This is a genomic window from Pseudomonas sp. McL0111, assembly GCF_052567255.1.
Genome location: NZ_CP199585.1, coordinates 840,680 through 860,416 on the forward strand (window position 1 = coordinate 840,680; position 19,737 = coordinate 860,416).

Genomic DNA, 19,737 nt, shown 5'->3' on the forward strand with positions numbered 1-19,737 from the left:
GGTAACCGCGGCACCTACACGCAAGACAAAGCTAACAACTGGAGGATTCGACATCAAACAAGAACACTTTCAACAAGTGTCAAACAACATATAAAAAAACAATCGACAAATGCTGCAACAGCTATCAACAGTAACTAATAATTTCAGATTAAAACATGCTGTTTGGCGAAGAGGCGCAAACACACAACTCCAACTCGAAGACACCCAAGCGAAGATTCAAAATAAATCAGACCGAATGTAAGCAGTGAAATAGTTCCGACGTGACAGAGACAGAGATCCCACAAACGCCGTCGACAAATCCGATGCGGCCAAATCCGGACCATGACAGTCCGGCAGGCCGATGGCGGCCCTTGAGGCCGCCATCAATCACGACTGCGGTTTTTCGCCGTACCAGCGCGGCGTGTACACCCATTCGCCACCGTCAGGCTTGGCGAAAGTGCACGTGGTCGAGGAACCGATCAGCACCATCGTGCGCATGTCCACCTGATCCGGCGTCAGTTGGCCCAGCGTAGTCACGCGCAAGGTCTGCCCCGGACGCCCGATGTCACGCCCAAGCACCACCGGCGTTGCGCCTGTGCGATGCCGCGCAACGATCTCTAGCGCCTGGCCCAATTGCCATGGCCGAGCGCGCGAGATCGGGTTGTAGAAGGCCAGCGCCAGATCGGCTTCGGAGGCCAGATCCAGACGTTTTTCGATGATCGACCATGGTTTGAGGTTGTCCGACAGCGACATCACGCAGAAGTCATGACCCAGCGGCGCACCCGCCTGGGCGGCGGTAGCGAGCGAAGCCGAAACACCCGGCAGAATTTCCAGATCGACGCTGTGCCAGGCCGGATCGGTGGATTCGTGCAATGCCTCAAGCACCGCCGCCGCCATGGCGAACACGCCGGGATCACCAGACGAAACGACGATCACCGAACGCCCTGCGGCCGCCAGCCGGAAGGCGTGACGGGCACGCTGCATCTCTTCGCGATTGTCGGTGCAATGCTGCACCTGATCGTCGCGGAAAGGACCGGCCATTTTCACGTAGGTTTCATAGCCGAGCACATCGGTGGCCCGCGCCAGTTCGGCTTTCACCGCTGGCACCATCAGTTCAGCAGCGCCCGGACCGAGGCCAATCACCGCCAGACGACCACGCGCACGACCGATTTGCGATACGTCGAGCGGTTGTTCGGCAACGGCGATCGCCAAGCCATTTGTCTCGACGATTGATGCCTGCGGCAGTGCCTGACGAGCCAGTGCAGCGAGGTCATTTTGCGCCGCGACAAATCGCAGCGGCACGTCCAACTCAAGCGCGGCTTCACGCAAATTTGCAGAGGCCATGTCAGTGTCGGCCGCCACCAGACAGGCAAGCGATTGCACCACAACTCGCGCTTGCTGCAAGGCTGCACGAATGGCATTCGGCAGATCCGCCACCTCGGCGCTCACCGCAACCGCAACACTGCGCGGGTAGATCAACAATTCGTTGGCACTCGCCTCGCGCTCGGCGCTGCCGACGTGGATCGAGCGCTGCGCCTGTGGATCTTCCGGCAACTGCGCCTGAGCCAGCCACGGCGCCGCGCCTTCGATGCGCACGCTGTGCCCGGCCAGCAGATCGGAAACGAAGCGCTTGCCCGATTCGAGATCGCCGAGGGTGTAACCTGCGGGAGGATTGAGCAGGCAGGTGCCGAAGCGCAATTCACCGCTGGTGGTGATCGCGGCGGCAACCTGCAACGCGTCACCGATTTCCCGGGCCATGACGTTTACCCCGCCCAGTCCGCCAAGCAACGGCACCACCGCGCTGCCGTCTTCGGCAACGGCCAGCACGGGTGGCTCGGCACCTTTTTCCAGCAACAGCGGCGCCAGTGTGCGGATGACGATGCCGGCCGCGCACAGGGCAATGATCGGCGTGTCTTGCAGATACAACTCGCGCAGAGTCGTACCGAATTCCTGATAGCTGCGATCAGCGCCCTCGACCCGACCGGCGAGGCCGTGGATCAACGCAGCGGGGTACACCTGCTGAATGCATCGTGCAGTAGCCAGGCTGCCCTGGCCGAGGATGACGATAGCGGGAATGGATTGAGTCATCAGCCCTGCCACCGTTCGCCCGGGACAATGATCAGCGAGAAGTACGGCGAGGACATCGGTTCGACCTGATCCAGCGGCACGATCTTCTGGTTGGCCATGGTCGCGCGTTCGACATACAGCGCACGCTCGGCCAGGCCGAGTTCTTCCAGCACCTGACGCACCTTGGGAAAGTTACGTCCCAGCTTCATGATGACTGCGGCGTCGGCATCCGCCAGACGTCGTTTCAGATCGTCATGCGGCAACACGCCCGAAAGCACTGACAGGCTCTGGTTGCGATACACCAGCGGCGCACCCAGCACCGAAGCGCCCCCGAGCATCGAGCACACGCCCGGTACCACTTGCGCTTCGTAGCGCGTCGAGAGGCGGTCGTGCAGATACATGTAGGAACCGTAGAAGAACGGATCTCCTTCACAGATCACCGCCACGTCGCGACCAGCATCCAGATGCGCAGCCACTTCTTCGGCAGCGTCATCGTAGAAATCGCTGATCACCTGTTCGTAGGACAATGGCGCCGGCAGCACTTCGGTGGTTACCGGATACACCAGCGGCAGCAGGTTCTGCGCGTCTTGCAGGTGCGCTTCGATAATGCCGAAGGCGTTGCCCTTTTTGCCCTTGGCAACGAAGTACGCCACTACCGGCGATTCGCGCAGCAGGCGCAGCGCCTTGACGGTAATCAGTTCCGGATCACCGGGGCCGACGCCGAGGCCGATCAAACGTCCTTTGGCCTGCATCATTCGATCTCCGTGGCGAGCGCATTCACAGCGGCGGCAGCCATGGCGCTACCGCCGAGCCGGCCCTGCATGATCACGAAAGGCACGCCACGGCTGTCAGCCGCCAGCGCTGCCTTGGACTCCGCCGCGCCGACGAAACCGACCGGAAAACCGAGGATCAATGCCGGTTTCGGAGCGCCGGCGTCGAGCATTTCCAGCAAATAGAACAGTGCGGTCGGCGCGTTGCCGATCACCACGACACTGCCTTCCAGATGTGGGCGCCACAGTTCCAGCGCAGCGGCGGAACGCGTGTTGCCCAGCTCACGGGCGAGGTCCGGCACGCTCTCGTCGCGCAGGGTGCAGATCACCTGATTGTCAGCCGGCAAGCGCGTACGGGTCACGCCTTCGGAGACCATCCGTGCATCACACAGAATCGGCGCGCCGGCAGCCAGCGCATCACGCCCGGCCTTGCCCGCACCTTCGGAGAATTGCAGACCGTCAATGGCATCGACCATGCCGCAGGCGTGGATCACCCGCACCGCAAGTTTTTCCAGGTCGGCGGGAATTCGCGACAGGTTGGCTTCAGCGCGAATGATCGCGAAGGAGTTGCGATAGATCTCCTGACCGTCGCGGATGTAATCAAGCATCAAGGGGGCTCCGTGAGCGGGCGTCGAGCAGGGTCGCGACCGCTTCAATAGTCAGATTGTGTGCATGCAACGCGCCGAAACCCGGCTGCGCGGCATCGCGAAAATAGAGGTCGTAACGGCCGGGACTGACCGCCAGCAACGTCACCGGGGCACGGTGCGCGGCAGCGCAGGAACGCGAGCAGCCGGACAGGTGCACGCTTTGGCCTGTTTGCAGCAATGTCGCCAGATGACGCGCATCTTGTTTGGTATCGGCCAGGCCTTTGCCGCAGCCACTGGAACCGGTGCAGGCGATCAGGCGTGAGAGCGGTTCGGCGGCTTGAGTCAGCAGCTTGAGTTGTTCCAGCCCATTCAGCACTGCGGCTGCGTCGCTGGTCTTCACGTTCGGCAGCAACAGACTCTGCCATGGCGTGAAGCGCAGGCTGCCGTCGCCGAACTGCAGCGCCAGTTGCGCGGCACCACGCAGCATCGATGGATCAAGACGACCGAGCGGCGGCACTGCGCCAACGTACAGCAGACCTTCTGTGTTTTGCGGATGAGCGCCGATGTGCAAATCGTCTGCCGCCGAAGTGCGCTGCCAACCACTGACTGCTTTTACCGGCACGCGCGCGCGCAACTGTTCAAGAAACGCCAGCCTCGGCAATTCATCGAGTAAATGGCGCATCCGCGCCTGCTCCGGGCGAGCAAGATCAAGGAATAATTCCAGCACCGCGACCACCAATGCATGGGCATCTTCCAGTGTAACGGCGCCCAGTGCTCGATCCGTCGGGCAACCCGCCAGACCAAACCCCAGCAATACCTCACCGTCACGTTCGAACGCCGACAACCACAGGTCATGCGGATGTTCGAGCATCGCCAGCGCTTCGCCGCCATCCAGTTGCACGGCGAACTTGGCGCTCAACTCATGGAACCGAGGGTGACTTTGCAGGGTGTCGAGGATTTGCTCGGCGAGCGCGCGGGTATCGAAAAGCATCTGCCGGTCGAGCCCGGCAGTCGGGCTGAGCATCAGGTTACGCACATCATCGCCTGCCACCGTTCGCGGCCCGAGTCCGGCAGCCAGCAGGCTGTCGATCAACGCTGCGGACTGCTCGCCGATGCCCCGAATCTGCAGATTGGCGCGGTTGGTGGCCTCGATCGCGCCACCGGCAAAGCGCTCGGCGGCATCGGCCACTGCGCCGGCCTGATCAGCGGTGATCGAACCACCATTGAGCTTGATCCGACAGATACCGCCGTCCAGTGCCTGGACGATACGCAACAACCCCGGACAGGCCGAGGGGCGTAAAGCGGTGGACATCGGGCGTTCGTTCAAGGGATGACCGGCTGGCTGGCAGCGCTGTGAGGAGCGAAAGGTCGCCATTATGCCTGCTTTGCCCGAGTGCATGAAAATGCCTGCCGGTCGGAATCTGTGATCCGGGAGGTTGCGAAGCACAACGACCTCATCCCCACAGCACAAGTTACAACTCAATATCGTCAAAGCTGAAGAGGACGTCTTTCAGTGCTGCCTTCACACTGGATTGACGCGCATCCATCACGCGACGGGAAATCACTACTTTTCGGGCCAGGACATCCAGTTGATTCATTGCTTGCGATATATCCCAAAAAAAGTATTCGGTGTTCATACTCATCTTCATGAACCTGACGTTAGTAACCACCACTTCCAGGTCACCCTTTGCGTTGTAACTGACCGGCATTATCTTGAAGTCGAACGCTTTGCCACTTACCCCTTTGATTTTTCGCAGCAAATCTGCATCGTTTTCAAGTGCCTTCAATCCAAGACTGACGCCGTCGATCTGCTCACGAGTCAGAAGAGGACTTGCCAGCGTCGACCATATATCCCGAACGCTGCCGCGGAACTGTGCCTGTACATACTCGATCGGAGGGTAATCGCGGCTCCAGCCATGGGACCAGAGTACGTCGGTAAAAAAATCGGTCCAGCGCCCGGGCTGGGTTTCACTGTTATACGTAATATCCGCGTGATGCTGCGCCAGACAAGTACAATTCAATACGAACTGATAATCCTCATACAACTGTTCTTGAACCCAAACCAATAAAACATCGCCTACAAGGGTTGCATTATGAACCATATCACTCCTCCTTAAATTAAAATCCATATTAGTTATATTAACCACGCAAAGATCAAAACCATCACCTGCGTACAAGTAATCGATTCAAGAGACTATCGAACCAAGAACCAAACTAACAAACAACATCAAACAACAATAAAATTTTCAACCACATTAGATTTCAACAGCCGATCTTGTTCAGGAATGCGCTGCGCCAGACAACAGAAGCCGCGCTATCATGCGGCCCTTGAACATGAGTACGAGATAAGGAACGGCATGGCACCCTGGCTGACGGTTGTGGGAATTGGTGAAGACGGCTTCAAGGGCCTGGGCAAAAATGCCCGGCATGCCCTGCTGCGCGCCTCGCGAATCATCGGCGGCCAGCGCCAACTGGACTTGCTGCCGGTATGCATTCGCGGCGAACGCCAGCTGTGGCCAAGCCCGTTTTCGCTCGCGCCGGTACTTGAATACCGTGGCGAAGCGGTATGTGTACTGGCCAGCGGTGATCCGATGTTTTATGGCGTCGGTGCCAGTCTTTCCCGACAAGTGCCGGGCGCCGAAATGCTGATTCTGCCCGTAGCGTCCTCCTGCTCCCTGGCCGCCGCACGCATGGGCTGGCCGTTGCAGGATGTGACGATTCTGTCGCTGGTGGCCCGACCACTGGCAGCGCTCAACGCCCAGTTATTCGGCGGCGTCCGGTTATTGCTGCTGAGTAATGATGGGCACAGTCCCGCCGCAGTCGCAGCGCTGCTACGTGATCGAGGTTTTGGTGGCAGTCGAATCAGCGTTCTGGAGCATTTGGGTGGCGCTGCCGAGCGGCGTATCGACAGCACCGCCAATGAGTGGGACGCCACCGAAGTTGCCGACCTCAACATGATCGCCATCGAATGCCGGGCCGACGTGGACGCACCGCGCCTGTCACGTCTGGCCGGGCTGCCCGACAGCGCTTTCAAGCATGATGGCCAACTGACCAAACGCGACGTGCGTGCCATCACCCTCGCCCGTCTCGCACCGACTCCCGGTGAACTGCTGTGGGACGTCGGCGCTGGCAGCGGCTCGATTGGTATCGAATGGATGCGCGCGCATCCGGGTTGCCGCGCACTGGCAATTGAAGCCGACGACGGTCGTCAGCAGTTGATTGAGCACAACCGCGACGCATTGGGCGTTCCCGGTCTGCAACTGATTCGCGGCAGCGCACCGCAGGCGCTCGCCGGGCTGGAGCGCCCGGACGCGATTTTCATTGGCGGCGGCGTGACCCGTGAAGGCGTGCTCGACACTTGCTGGGCGCAGCTCAAGCCCGGCGGCCGACTGGTCGCCAACGCCGTGACCCTGCAAAGCGAAACCACTCTGATGAACTGGCGCGAACGCCACGGCGGTGAACTGACGCGCATTCATGTTGCGCAGGCGCAGCCGCTGGGCGAGTTCGACACCTGGCGTCAGGCGTTGCCGATCACCTTGCTGGATCTGGTCAAACCCCTCGATGCGTGACGAAACCGCTGAACAACCCGCCCCGCTGCGCAGCGGCCTGACCACGGGCAGTTGCGCCACCGCCACCAGCCTCGCCGCCGCACGCCTGTTGCTCGCAGGCACCCCGGCGGATGCGGTGCAGATCGTCTTGCCCAAGGGCAAACAAGTACAGATGCGTCTGGAGTTCTGCCGGTTGACCGACGACGGTGCCGAGGCAGGGACGATCAAGGACGCCGGTGATGACCCTGACGTAACCCACGGCGCACTGCTCTATTCGCGAGTGCGGTTGAATGCCGAGCCGGGGATTCATTTCAACGCCGGTCTGGGTGTCGGCACCGTGACCCGACCGGGGCTGGTGCTGGGTGTCGGTGAGCCGGCGATCAACCCGGTGCCACGCAAAATGATCAGCGACCACCTGCGCCTGCTCGCCGAAGAAACCGGCTATGCCGGTGGTTTCGAAGTCACAGTCAACGTGGAGGGCGGTGAAGCGCTGGCATTGAAAACCATGAACCCGCGCCTGGGCATTCTCGGCGGCCTGTCGATTCTGGGCACCAGCGGCATCGTCCGGCCGTTTTCCTGCGCGGCTTACATCGCCTCGATCCATCAGGGTATCGACGTCGCTAAAACCAACGGTTATCTGCACATCGCCGCGTGCACCGGCAATGCCAGCGAAGACACCATGCGTGGGGTCTATAACCTGCCGGAAATCGCCCTGATCGAGATGGGCGACTTCGTCGGCGCGGTGCTCAAACATTTGCGCAAAGTGCCTGTGGATAAACTCAGTCTGTGTGGCGGGTTTGGCAAGATCAGCAAACTCGCGGCCGGACATATGGATCTGCACAGCCGCCATTCGAGCATCGACCTGCCGCAACTTGCCGAATGGGCAGCGGCAATTGGCGCTGACGAGCATTTACAGCAGGCCATTCGTGAGGCCAACACCAGCCAGCAGGCACTGGCCATGGCCAGTGCGGCGGGCATCGCCCTCGGTGACGAGGTCTGTCGCCACGCCCTGAATTTTGCTCGCAGCGTGGTCCCGGCGCAGGTGCAGGTCGAGGTCTTTGCGATTGATCGACAGGGTGGCATCGTCGGCCATGCCGGAGGTTTTGCATGAAGCGGATTCTATTGCTCGGCGGTGTGACCGAAGCATTGGCCATCGCCCGCACGCTTGGGCCGGAACACATTTACAGCCTCGCCGGAGTTGGTCGGGTGCCGACTGATCTGACCTGTCAGGTGCGGGTCGGCGGTTACGGTGGCGCCGAAGGTCTGGCGCGATTCATCCGTGATGAACGCATCGACCTGCTGCTCGACGCCACTCACCCCTACGCCGCACAAATCAGCCAGAACGCCGCCAGCGCCGCGCACCTCACCGGAATCCCCTGCTGGGCCCTGCGCCGACCGGCGTGGCAAGCACAGGCCGGCGACGACTGGCGTGAAGTCAGCGACTGGGCTGAACTGATCAACGCTCTCAAGCCGTTCCGCCGACCGCTCTTCACCCTCGGTCGCGAACCGCTGCAACACCTGAACGAAATCCCCGCCGATCAGTTCTGGACCCTGCGCGCCCTCGACGTTTACCCCGGCAACGAACGCTGCGAAGTCATCGGCGCCCGGGGGCCGTTTCTGCTGGAGGATGAACGCGCACTGTTCGAACGCCGACAGATCGACGTGCTGATCAGCAAAAACAGCGGCAGCACTGCGACCGAGCCGAAACTGGAAGTGGCCCGCGAACGCGGGGTGCCCGTCATTATCTTGAAGCGCCCGGTATTGGCGGCGGTTGATCAGGAGTTTGGATCAATTGGGGAAGTCATCGCCGCACTGGCGAGCGGTCGTCAATCCTGAAACGTCGAAACCTTGATTCCGCTTTCGCGGGCAAGCCCGCTCCCACAATGATCTATGCAGTACATAGAATTTGTGTACACCGCAAAACCTGTGGGAGCGGGTTTGCCCGCGAAGGCGTCCGCATTGCCTGTCTATGAGTAGAGTCCTACAACTAGATCAGACGCTACCCACCGCAACATAAAGAATCACCGACTTTTTGTGTCAATTGCCTGGTTTACTCTCACGGCCTTTGAGTCCAAGGGCGCACATTTCCTAATGACCGAACAATTCACGCGTTTCGACGCTGCCGAATTTCTGAAAACACCCGAAGACATGGCTGCTTATCTGGACGCTTGCTTTGACGAAGACGGCGGTGATGGAGTCCTTATCCGTGCAGCACTCAATGACATAGCCCGAGCTAAAGGCATGACCCAAGTGGCGCGTGATGCAGGTCTAGGTCGCGAAAGTCTTTACAAAGCACTTGGCAGCACTGGCAATCCTGAATTCGCAACTATCATGAAAGTCATGAAAGCACTGGGTTTGAGATTGCATGCCGTCGCGATTTGATTGATCTGCGACACCAAACCGCACGACGCTTTTTTACTTATCGGCCCTGATCAGGCTAAATAGCCGCGCCTGATCGCCCACCCAATGGATCTGTCCCATGAACCGACAACGGCTAGCATTTGCCTGGATCGCCTGCTTTGCAGTGCTGTTCAACATGCTCGCCATGCCGATGACGGGAGCGATGGCGCAGGCGGCCACATCACCGGCAGAACAATTGCTGTGGAGCAGTTTCTGCACCGGCAGCGGGACGAAGCTGGTGGCGATCAACATCGGCATCACCGATCAGAAAGCCCCGTCAAACGACACCCATTCCAACATGCAGCATTGCTGGTGCTGCTCGGGTTCAGCGCCATTGGTGGCGTTGCCGGGGCATGTGCCGCAGCTGTATTTCGCTCGATTTGAAAGCAATCACAGTGTCGCGCCCGCCTCACTGGAAACGCCCACACCGCGCCAGCAATGGCCCAGCCTCAACCCCCGCGCCTCGCCTCTGGTTTGATTTGTTCTCGCAATTGACCTGCGTTTCAAATCGTTCTGGAGAACTGCCATGTTGAAAAAACTCATCGTCCTCGCTGCGTTGCTGCTGCCTGTGGGCTTCGCCCATGCCCACGAATACAAGGCCGGCGAGCTGGAAATCGCCCACCCGTGGTCGCAGGAGCTACCGCCCAATGCGCCGACCGTTGCTGCCTACTTCGTCATTGAAAATCCGGGTAAAACCGACGACCGCCTGCTCAGTGTCGACTCGCCGATCTCCGGCGAAGCGCAGTTGCACGAGCATGTGATGCAGGGTGACCTGATGAAGATGCAACAGGTGCCGAGCGTCGTGGTTCCTGCTGGCGGCAAGGTGACGTTCGCGCCGATGGCCTACCACGTGATGCTGCTTGATCTGAAGGATCGCAGCCTGCTCAGCGACGGCAAACGCTTCCCGCTGACCCTGCACTTCGAGAAGGCCGGGAATGTCATCGTGGAAGTCTCGGTGCAGAAGAAACCTGCGCAAGCCGCCCAGGCGCACGATCACGCTCAATAACCGATCCGGCTGACCCCGCCCGTGCGCCCGCAAAGCGCCAGGGCATCCGGCCGATACCGCCAGACAGAGACGCTGACTCGCGGTAGCTGGATCGCCCTGTTCGCCATGTTGATGATCTTCATCGGCCCGCTGATTTCTCAGTCGATGCCGATGGGCCAACACGCCTCGACTTCCATGCCGATGAGCATGGACATGTCGATGGACATGCCGGGCATGGATCATGGAGGGCATGACGCCAAGCCCTCCGCCGAACACTGCCCGCCGCAATCCTCGCAGCATGTGCTGTGGGAAAAATGCGGTTATTGCAGTCTGTTGTTCAACTGCCCGGCGCTGACCGGCGGCGGTACTTTCGCCAGCTTCAGCATCGCCCACGTAAACACCTTTACCCCACCCTCCCCGCACTTGGGCCATGCTCGGCAAACCTTCTTCCCCGGCGCCCGCACCCGCGCCCCGCCCATCCCAGCGTAAGCATCCACCTCTGATTGCACACGGTTGAGAAGACAGCTTCAGGCTGCCGGCCGTGTCGTTTACGACTGTTTGATGGAAATTGTCATGTCCAGGTTTTCTGTTGTCCCACGCTCGGGCTCTGCCCAGGCGACCTTTGCCCTGAACGAATCGCGCATTCGTTTCTCGCACGCGACTGCCGTCCTTTGCGGCGTACTGCTGTCCCCGCTGGTACTGGCCGATGAACACGCCGGCCACAATGAAGAACTGAGTCCGACGGTGATCACCGCCATCGCGCCGAGTTCGCCACTGACCATCGTCACCAATCCGAAGGACCCACGCCAACCGGTGCCGGCCAGCGATGGCGGCGATTATCTGAAAACCATTCCCGGCTTCGCCTTGGTACGCAACGGTGGCACCAATGGCGATCCGGTGCTGCGCGGGATGTTCGGCTCGCGGCTGAATATCCTCACCAACGGCAGCATGTTGCTCGGCGCCTGCCCGGGGCGAATGGACGCGCCGACCTCGTACATTTCACCGGAAACCTACGACAAACTGACGGTGATCAAAGGCCCGCAAACCGTGCTCTGGGGCCCGGGCGCATCAGCCGGCACGGTGTTGTTCGACCGTGAACCGGAAAGCTTCGGCGAGCTCGGCACCCGGGTGAACGCCAGTGTATTGGCCGGCTCCAACGGCCGCTTCGACAAGGTCGTCGATGCCGCTGCCGGTGGCCCGTTGGGTTACGTGCGAGTGATCGGCAACACCGCGCACTCCGACGATTATCGCGACGGCAACAACGACACCGTTCCTTCGCGCTACGACAAATGGAACGGCGACATCGCAGTCGGCTGGACCCCGGACGCCGATACGCTGATCGAGTTGACCGCTGGCAAGGGCGATGGCGAAGCGCGTTATGCCGGGCGCGGCATGGACGGCTCGCAGTTCCTGCGCGAAAGCCTCGGCCTGCGTTTCGAGAAATCCAACATCACCGATGTACTGGAGAAACTCGAAGCGCAGGTCTACTACAACTACGCCGACCATGTGATGGACAACTACACCCTGCGCACCCCGTCCGGCACCGGAATGATGTCGGGGCCGATGGCGTCCAACGTCGACCGCCGCACCCTCGGCGCGCGGATCAAAGCGACCTGGCGCTGGGCCGATATCCAGTTGATCACCGGCCTCGACGCGCAGACCAACGAGCATCGCCAGCGCAGCGGCATGGGCATCGACACCTACAAGGATCAGCCGTACACCAAGGACGCCGACTTCCATAACTACGGCGTGTTCAGCGAAATGACCTGGTACGCCGCTGACCGTGATCGCCTGATCACGGGTGCGCGAGTCGATCGCGCTTCGGCCAAGGATTACCGGCAGACCACCGGTTCCGGAATGATGTCTGCGCCGAACCCGACCGCCGACGACACCCGCGCCGACACTCTGCCAAGTGGCTTCGTGCGTTACGAACATGATCTGGCGGACAGCCCGACCACGCTCTACGCCGGTCTCGGCCACGTGCAGCGTTTCCCGGATTACTGGGAACTGTTTTCGCCGAAGTCAGGCCCTGCCGGGTCGCTGAATGCTTTCGACTCGATCAAACCGGAAAAGACCACCCAGTTCGATTTCGGCGTGAACTACAAGAGCGCCGATCTCGAAGCCTGGGCCTCGGGCTACATCGGTGTAGTGCGCGATTACATCCTGTTCGACTACACGCCAACCATGATGGGCATGAGCACTTCGCGCGCTGAAAACATCGACGCACGCATCATGGGCGGCGAACTCGGTGCCGCCTACAACCTCACCAGTAACTGGAAAGCCGACGCGACCCTGGCCTACGCCTGGGGCAAGAACAGCAGCGACGGCAAAGCCCTGCCGCAAATGCCGCCGCTGGATGCACGTTTCGGCCTGACCTACAGCGAAGACAACTGGAGCGCCGGCGCCTTGTGGCGGGTGGTCGCCGCGCAAAACCGTATCGACCAGAACAAGGGCAACGTGGTCGGCAAGGACTACGACAAGAGCGGCGGCTTTGGCGTGTTCTCGCTCAACGGTGCCTATCGCATCAACAAGAACTGGAAGGTCAGTACCGGCGTCGACAACCTGTTCGGCAAGGCTTACGCCGAGCACCTGAACCTGGCGGGCAACGCCGGTTTCGGCTACCCGGCCAACGACCCGCAAGCGATCAATGAACCGGGGCGCACGCTCTGGACCAAGGTCGATATGAGTTTCTAAAAGCATCGCCAGCAGGCTGGCTCCCACCAGGATCAATACCTTCCATGTGGGAGCCAGCCTGCTGGCGATCGGTTGCGCAGCAACCGCAAAAGACAACTAAAAGATCCAAGCCAAGCGGAGCAAACGTGATGCAAAAGCCCAAAGCGAATTTCTACAACCTGGCGTGGCGCTGGCATTTTTATGCCGGGCTGTTCGTTGCGCCATTCATGGTGATGCTGGCCCTGACCGGCACCGTCTATCTGTTCAAACCGCAACTCGATCAACTGATGTACAGCAGCCTGCTCAACGTCCCCGCCGGACATCACACAGTGCCGGCCGACGACTTGCTGCAACGGGTGAAAAACGCTTATCCACAAGGCCAGATCACCCAGTACCTGCCGCCCGTGGAAGCCGGACGCAGTACGCAATTCGTGGTGAAGAATGCCGGTCATGAACTGAACGTGTTCATCGATCCGTACCACGGCGACATCCTCGGCGAGCAAGATGCCAAGCAGAATCTGCAAGCCATCGCCCGGGCGATTCACGGCGAGTTGATGATCGGCACCGTCGGTGACCGGCTCATCGAACTCGCCGCTGGTTGGGGTGTGGTGTTGGTGGTGTCCGGAGTATTTCTCTGGTGGCCACGCGGTCAGGCCGCGGGGATTCTCTGGCCGCGCCTGAACAGTCGCGGGCGCGTGTTGTGGCGTGATCTGCACGCGGTCACCGGGTTCTGGGGCGCAGCGTTGTTGCTGGTGATGTTGCTCAGCGGCATGACCTGGACCGGATTCTGGGGCAAGCAATACGCGCAGGTGTGGAACGTGTTCCCGGCAGCGATGTGGAACAACGTGCCGACCTCCGACGTCGAGGCCGGCAGCCTGAATAACGCCGCTCGCCAGACTGTGCCATGGGCGATGGAAAACACGCCGATGCCGATGTCCGGCGATCACGCCGAACACATGGCTCACGGCGGTGCGCACTCCGGCCCTGCGGCACCTACCATCAGCCTGCAAGATGTGCAGAACATCGCCACTGAGCGCAAGGTCGAGCGCGGTTACAGCATCACTCTGCCGACCACCGCCACCGGCGTGTTCACCATCGCAGTGTTTGCCGATGACCCACGCAACGACGCCACCCTGCACGTCGATCAGTACACCGGCAAAGTGCTCGCCGACGTGCGTTTCGAACAGTACGGCGCCGTTGCCCGGGCCACGGAAATCGGCGTGATGCTGCACGAAGGCAAGATGTTCGGCACGCTGAACCAGATCATCGTGCTGTTGATCTGCCTGATGATTCTGCTCAGCGCCGTCAGTGGTGTGGTGATCTGGTGGAAGCGTCGCCCGCAAGGCAAATTCGGCGTACCACCGCTGCGACATGATCTGCCGAAATGGAAAACCGGCGTGCTGATCATGCTCGCGCTGGCAGTGATTTTTCCGCTGGTGGGCGCTTCGCTGGTGGTCGTCTGGTTGCTGGATCGACTGCTGTTGTCGCGTCTGGGCAAACAACATGAATCCGCCTCAACTTCGTCATGAGACAGGCGAGATGCGCTATCTAGAGGGCTCTATAAACTGCCGGGCTTATAATCCGGTATTTTTTAGTGTTACTGTATAACGCTAGCTTGCCATTCTGCCCGCAGCCAAAAGCCGCGGGCTTTTCTTTTGAAGAAGTGATGCATCGCCCGAATGAACAAGTACCTCTTGTCCAGCCTTTGCCTGTTCGCCGTGAACACCGCGCAAGCCGAAACGGTTCCTCTGACGCTGCCCACCGGCACCATCAGCGCGCAGGCCGTCGATGATGAAACCGTCAGTCTGACCACGCCGACCACCGCCGGCTCGCGCCTGAACCTGACCGCGATGGAAACCCCGGCCAGCGTCGAAAGCCTCAGCGGCGAGCAAGTCCGTGCCCGTGGTGATCGCAGCGTGCAGGACGCGGTATCGCGCAGCACCGGCATCAGCCGCACCGGTACGCCGGGCGATGGCGGTACATCGTTGCAGGCACGCGGTTTTACCGGGCAGAGTTCGGTGATGCAGTTGTATGACGGCAATCGCATGTACACCGGCATGGGCACAGTGACTTTCCCGGTCGACACCTGGTCGGTAGAGCGCGTCGATGTACTGCGCGGTCCTGCCTCGGTGCTGTACGGCGAAGGCGCGACCGGCGCGGTGGTCAACGTGATCCCGAAGAAGCCGTTCAGCGGCGAGATCGAAAACCATCTACGAGTTGGTTACGGCTCCTATGACAGCCAGCAACAGGCGTTCGACAGCGGCGGTTCGCTGACCGACACCCTGAGCTATCGACTCAATCTCAATCGCCTGCGCAGCAATGGCTGGATTGATCGCGGTGACTCTTCCAGCGACTTCATCAGCGCGGCTTTGCGCTGGCAAGCCACCGACGATCTGGCGTTCACCCTGGCCCATGATTATGGCGATCAGCGCCCGCAGAACTACTTCGGCACGCCGCTGATCAACGACCATCTCAAGGACAGCCTGCGCGACAAGAATTACAACGTGCGCGACGACAAGCAGCACTACAACGATCAATGGACGCGCCTGACCAGCGACTGGCAGATCAACGACGCCGTCAGCGCCAGCAACGAGCTGTACTACCTCAAGGCGCAACGGCGCTGGCAGAACGCCGAGAACTACAACTTTGATCGCGATAGCCAGCAGCTCAGCCGCAGCGGTTACTTCGGTATCGGTCATCAGCAGGAACAGGTCGGCGACCGTCAGACCTTCACCTTCAAGCACTCGCTGTTCGGCCTCGACAGCCAGACCGTGACCGGTGTCGAGTACAACCGCATCCGTTTCCAGCTCGACAGCAACTCGCCGTTCAACGACGTGCTGCCCAACGGCCAGCCGCTGGATCTGAATCACCCGCAACCGGGGTATTTCGAGAGTGCCAATCCGTATCGCGATCAGTTCGACAGCAGCACAAAACAGATGTCGGTGTTCGCTGAAAACCGTACGCAACTGAGTGAGCGCTGGTCGCTGGTCACCGGCGTGCGACGTGATTATGTGCATGTGGATCGCACCGATCTGACCGACAACAACCAGAGCGACAAGACCCTCACTGGCAACAACTGGAAGGCCGGGCTGGTGTTTGCGCTTACACCACAGACTTCGTTCTACGGTCAGGTGGCGACCAGCACCGATGGCGTCGGCGGCCTGATTTCCCTGAGCCCGAGCCAGCAACAATATGATTTGTCGACGGCGCGTCAGACTGAAATCGGCATGAAGCAATTGTTCTGGGATCAGCGCGGCGAGTTCACGCTGGCGGCGTATCGCATCGTCAAAAAGAAGCTGCTGACTGATGACCCGGGCAACCCGACGCTCAAGCAACAGGTCGGCCAGCAATCGTCCAACGGCCTCGAAGCCAGCCTCGATCTGCAACTGCCGCACGCCTGGCAACTGCAAGCCAACGCGGCAATCGTCAAAGCCAAATACGATGATTTTTCCGCAGTAGTGAACGGCCAGACCCTGTCGTACAACGGCAATCGCCCGGTGGACGTGCCACGCCGCACGGCCAATCTGTGGCTGAACAAAGCCATCACCGATGACCTGAAGGCCCGCGCCGGGGTGCGTTATGTCGACGCGCGTTATGCCGACATGGCCAACCGCAACGAGCTGCCGAGTTACACCGTGGTCGATGCAACGCTGTCGTGGAAAGCCTTGCGCAACACCACGCTGGGTTTGCAGGTGAACAATCTGTTTGACCGCCAGTACGCGCAAAGCCAATACAATGAGGGCCAGCAATGGATGCTCGGAGAACCGCGCTCGTTCTTCGTCACGGCTGATTACACCTTTTGATCCTCTGGCCTCTTCGCGGGCAAGCCCGCTCCCACAGGGATTGCGCAAAACCTGTGGGAGCGGGCTTGCCCGCGAAGGCGTCATCAGCAGCAACAGAAATTTCAGAGTAGAAGCATGACCTCGCTGACCCTCACCAACCTCACCTGGTCCCCACTGGGCCACGGCCACTGCCATCACCAGTTCCAGCTGCGTGATGCATCGTTGCACGTGGCTGCCGGTGAGTTTGTCGGGCTGATCGGGCCCAACGGCAGCGGCAAGACCAGTCTGTTGCGCTGTGCCTACCGCTTCAGTCAGCCGGCAAACGGCGAGGTCAAACTCGATCATTACAACGTCTGGAAACAGTCCTCACGCTGGTGCGCGCAACGTATCGCGGTGGTGTTGCAGGAGTTTCCCGACGCCTTCGGTCTGACCGTCGAAGAAGTCGTCGCCATGGGCCGCACACCGCACAAAGGCCTGTTCGACGGCGACACTCTTGAAGACCGCAACCTCGCCACCCAGGCGCTTAAATCTGTCGGTCTCGACGGCTTCGAAGACCACGCCTTCGCCACCCTTTCCGGCGGGGAAAAACAGCGAGTGATTCTCGCCCGCGCCCTGACCCAGCAACCGCAACTGTTGATCCTCGACGAGCCGACCAACCACCTCGACCCGCGCTATCAACTGGAGCTGCTGCAACTGGTCAAACGCCTGAAAACCGGCACCCTCGCCAGCATCCATGACCTGAACCTGGCCGCCGCCTTCTGTGACCGTTTGTACGTGATCAATCACGGGCAAATCGTCGCCAGCGGCACCCCGCAACAAGTGCTGACCCGCGAAATGTTGCGCGAGGTCTTCGGCGTCGATGCATTGATCGACTCACATCCCCTCCACGGCTACCCGCGAATCACCTGGATAACCCGACCATGACTGTGCGTTCCCTGCTGTGCTTCGTTCTGTTGCTGGGCAGCGCCCAGGCGTTTGCCGAAGCCACGAAATACCCGCTGACCATCCAAAGCTGCAACCGCGAAGTGACCTTCAAGGAAGCACCGAAACATGCGGTCAGCCACGACATCAACATGACGCAGATGATGCTCGCCCTCGGCCTCAAATCGCGTATGGCCGGCTACAGCGGCGTGAGTGGCTGGAAGTCGGTGACGCCTGAAATGCAATCGCTGCTCGACGGCTTGCCAGAGCTGGCGGCGAAATATCCGTCGGTGGAAACCCTGCTCAATGCCAACGTCGATTTCTTCTTCGCCGGTTGGGATTACGGCATGCGCGTGGGCGGCGATCTCACGCCGCAAACCCTGCAACCGCTGGGCATCAATGTGTATGAGCTGACCGAATCCTGCGCCTTCGTGATGAGGCGCCCGGCCGCCACGCTCGAAGACACTTACAACGACCTGCGTAACCTCGGCAAAATCTTCGACGTACAGGATCGCGCCAACGCGCTGATCGCCGACATGCAGGCGCAAGTTGCCGAGGTGCGCAAAGACCTGCCCGCCGACAAGCCACGGGTGTTTCTGTATGACAGCGGCGAAGACCGCGCCATGACTTCAGGCCGCCTCGGCATGCCGCAAGCGCTGATTGATGCAGCGGGCGGGCGCAACATTCTCGACGACGTCGAAGCGAGCTGGACGCGGGTCAACTGGGAAACCGTGGTCGAGCACAATCCGCAGGTGATCGTGATCGTCGACTACAGCGAAATCACTGCCGAGCAGAAGATCCGGTTCCTGCTCGACAACAAGGCTCTGCAATCGGTGGACGCGATCAAGAACCAGCGCTTTATCGTCATCCCTTACGTGCAGGCCACGCCCGGGATCGACAATGTGCTGGCAGTGGAAACCCTGGCCAAAGGATTCCACGGCGAATGATCGACCGTCGCTATGCCCTTCTGCTGATCGCTCTCGGCGCCGTGTTGCTGGTGTCGTGCGTGGTGTCGCTCGGCTTCGGTCCGGCGCGAGTGCCGGTGGACGTGGTGTGGCGGATTCTGTTGCACAAGCTGCTCGGTCTCGGCGAGGTGAACTGGAGCGCCGGGCAGGAACATATCGTCTGGCTGATCCGCGTGCCGCGCATGTTGCTCGGTGCCTTGGTCGGCGCCGGATTGGCATTGATCGGCGCAGTGCTGCAAGCGGTGACGCGTAACCCGTTGGCCGATCCGCACCTGCTCGGCGTGACCTCCGGCGCCACCCTCGGCGCGGTGATCGTGGTGCTGCATGTCGGCCAGATCATCGGTCTGCTGACCTTGCCGATTGCAGCGTTTATCGGCGCGTTGCTGAGCATGCTGATGGTGTTGATGATCGCCAATCGTCACGGCCGGCTCGACAGTGATCGTCTGTTGCTGTGCGGTGTGGCGGTGTCGTTCGTGATGATGGCGATTGCCAATCTGTTGCTGTTCATGGGCGATCACCGGGCAAGCTCGGCGGTGATGTTCTGGATGCTCGGCGGCCTCGGCCTGGCGCGTTGGGAGCTACTGGCGATTCCTGCCGCCAGCGTGTTGCTGGGCCTGATTCTGCTGGTGGGCATGGCACGTCCGTTGAACGCGCTGATGGCTGGCGAGCAGACCGCCGTGACCCTCGGCCTGAATGCCCGTGCGGTGCGGTTGCGCGTATTTGTGATTGCATCACTGATGACCGGGGTGCTGGTCTCGATCAGCGGCTCGATCGGTTTTGTCGGGTTGATGGTGCCGCACATCGCGCGGCGACTGGTCGGCGCCGAGCATCGTCGATTGCTGCCGGCGTGCGTGCTGCTCGGCAGCATATTTCTGGTCTGGGTCGATGTCGCCGCACGCACAATGATTGCCCCCGAAGACCTGCCTATCGGCGTCGCCACCGCCGCAATCGGCGGCCTGTTCTTCATCGGCCTGATGCGCCGCCGCTGATCTCTGTCCCGCAAACAACATAAACCCTGTGGGAGCGGGCTTGCCCGCGAAGACGGCGGCAGATCAAACAT

The 19,737-nt window shown here is 60.6% G+C and carries 18 protein-coding genes; 13 read left to right on the forward strand and 5 right to left on the reverse strand.

The window, feature by feature from the left end; translation table 11 throughout:
- Positions 1-366: 366 nt before the first annotated feature.
- The 5 genes from cobJ to ACTWLJ_RS03875 form a co-directional block, all read right to left on the reverse strand.
- A complete protein-coding gene (cobJ, locus tag ACTWLJ_RS03855) occupies positions 367-2,067 on the reverse strand; it encodes a precorrin-3B C(17)-methyltransferase (protein ID WP_445179928.1) in 1,701 nt (566 codons plus the stop codon).
- A complete protein-coding gene (locus ACTWLJ_RS03860) occupies positions 2,067-2,801 on the reverse strand; it encodes a precorrin-2 C(20)-methyltransferase (RefSeq protein WP_445179929.1) in 735 nt (244 codons plus the stop codon). Before ACTWLJ_RS03860 ends, cobJ begins: the two co-directional genes overlap by 1 nt.
- On the reverse strand, positions 2,798-3,424 hold the full coding sequence (locus ACTWLJ_RS03865; protein ID WP_401214867.1) for a precorrin-8X methylmutase: 627 nt from the start codon (positions 3,422-3,424) through the stop codon (positions 2,798-2,800). The genes ACTWLJ_RS03860 and ACTWLJ_RS03865 overlap by 4 nt, the downstream gene beginning before the upstream one ends.
- On the reverse strand, positions 3,417-4,715 hold the full coding sequence (gene cobG / locus ACTWLJ_RS03870; protein ID WP_445179930.1) for a precorrin-3B synthase: 1,299 nt from the start codon (positions 4,713-4,715) through the stop codon (positions 3,417-3,419). Before cobG ends, ACTWLJ_RS03865 begins: the two co-directional genes overlap by 8 nt.
- A gap of 160 nt (positions 4,716-4,875) precedes the next feature.
- A complete protein-coding gene (locus ACTWLJ_RS03875) occupies positions 4,876-5,505 on the reverse strand; it encodes a hypothetical protein (protein WP_445179931.1) in 630 nt (209 codons plus the stop codon).
- Between the two features lie 255 nt (positions 5,506-5,760).
- On the opposite strand from ACTWLJ_RS03875, the gene cbiE reads away from it, so the two are divergent.
- The 13 genes from cbiE (at position 5,761) to ACTWLJ_RS03940 (ending at position 19,666) form a co-directional block, all read left to right on the forward strand.
- A complete protein-coding gene (gene cbiE / locus ACTWLJ_RS03880) occupies positions 5,761-6,972 on the forward strand; it encodes a precorrin-6y C5,15-methyltransferase (decarboxylating) subunit CbiE (RefSeq protein ID WP_445179932.1) in 1,212 nt (403 codons plus the stop codon).
- Positions 6,965-8,062 carry a cobalt-precorrin-5B (C(1))-methyltransferase gene (locus tag ACTWLJ_RS03885; RefSeq protein ID WP_445179933.1) on the forward strand — a complete coding sequence of 366 codons (1,098 nt, stop codon included), beginning with the start codon at positions 6,965-6,967 and terminating at the stop codon, positions 8,060-8,062. Before cbiE ends, ACTWLJ_RS03885 begins: the two co-directional genes overlap by 8 nt.
- Positions 8,059-8,787 (forward strand): cobalt-precorrin-6A reductase, encoded by a 729-nt coding sequence (locus ACTWLJ_RS03890; RefSeq protein WP_445179934.1) that lies wholly within the window; start codon positions 8,059-8,061, stop codon positions 8,785-8,787. Before ACTWLJ_RS03885 ends, ACTWLJ_RS03890 begins: the two co-directional genes overlap by 4 nt.
- A 255-nt stretch (positions 8,788-9,042) precedes the next feature.
- Positions 9,043-9,333 carry an addiction module antidote protein gene (locus tag ACTWLJ_RS03895; RefSeq protein ID WP_445179935.1) on the forward strand — a complete coding sequence of 97 codons (291 nt, stop codon included), beginning with the start codon at positions 9,043-9,045 and terminating at the stop codon, positions 9,331-9,333.
- 97 nt (positions 9,334-9,430) lie between these two features.
- Positions 9,431-9,829 carry a DUF2946 domain-containing protein gene (locus ACTWLJ_RS03900; protein ID WP_445179936.1) on the forward strand — a complete coding sequence of 133 codons (399 nt, stop codon included), beginning with the start codon at positions 9,431-9,433 and terminating at the stop codon, positions 9,827-9,829.
- Positions 9,830-9,877: 48 nt separating this feature from the next.
- On the forward strand, positions 9,878-10,357 hold the full coding sequence (locus tag ACTWLJ_RS03905) for a copper chaperone PCu(A)C (RefSeq protein ID WP_445179937.1): 480 nt from the start codon (positions 9,878-9,880) through the stop codon (positions 10,355-10,357).
- A gap of 21 nt (positions 10,358-10,378) precedes the next feature.
- Positions 10,379-10,825, forward strand: a complete 447-nt coding sequence (locus ACTWLJ_RS03910) for a DUF2946 domain-containing protein (RefSeq protein WP_445179938.1) — start codon at positions 10,379-10,381, stop codon at positions 10,823-10,825.
- Between the two features lie 84 nt (positions 10,826-10,909).
- Positions 10,910-13,030, forward strand: a complete 2,121-nt coding sequence (locus ACTWLJ_RS03915) for a TonB-dependent copper receptor (RefSeq protein ID WP_445179939.1) — start codon at positions 10,910-10,912, stop codon at positions 13,028-13,030.
- A 128-nt stretch (positions 13,031-13,158) separates the two neighbouring features.
- Complete coding sequence (locus ACTWLJ_RS03920; protein ID WP_445179940.1) at positions 13,159-14,538, forward strand: PepSY-associated TM helix domain-containing protein; 1,380 nt, start codon at positions 13,159-13,161, stop codon at positions 14,536-14,538.
- 150 nt (positions 14,539-14,688) lie between these two features.
- Complete coding sequence (locus ACTWLJ_RS03925) at positions 14,689-16,812, forward strand: TonB-dependent receptor (protein ID WP_445179941.1); 2,124 nt, start codon at positions 14,689-14,691, stop codon at positions 16,810-16,812.
- A 114-nt stretch (positions 16,813-16,926) separates the two neighbouring features.
- Complete coding sequence (locus ACTWLJ_RS03930) at positions 16,927-17,715, forward strand: ABC transporter ATP-binding protein (protein ID WP_445179942.1); 789 nt, start codon at positions 16,927-16,929, stop codon at positions 17,713-17,715.
- A complete protein-coding gene (locus ACTWLJ_RS03935) occupies positions 17,712-18,659 on the forward strand; it encodes an ABC transporter substrate-binding protein (protein ID WP_445179943.1) in 948 nt (315 codons plus the stop codon). The genes ACTWLJ_RS03930 and ACTWLJ_RS03935 overlap by 4 nt, the downstream gene beginning before the upstream one ends.
- Positions 18,656-19,666: a FecCD family ABC transporter permease gene (locus ACTWLJ_RS03940; RefSeq protein WP_445179944.1), complete on the forward strand. Its 1,011-nt coding sequence runs from the start codon at positions 18,656-18,658 to the stop codon at positions 19,664-19,666. The genes ACTWLJ_RS03935 and ACTWLJ_RS03940 overlap by 4 nt, the downstream gene beginning before the upstream one ends.
- The last annotated feature ends 71 nt before the right edge of the window (positions 19,667-19,737 follow it).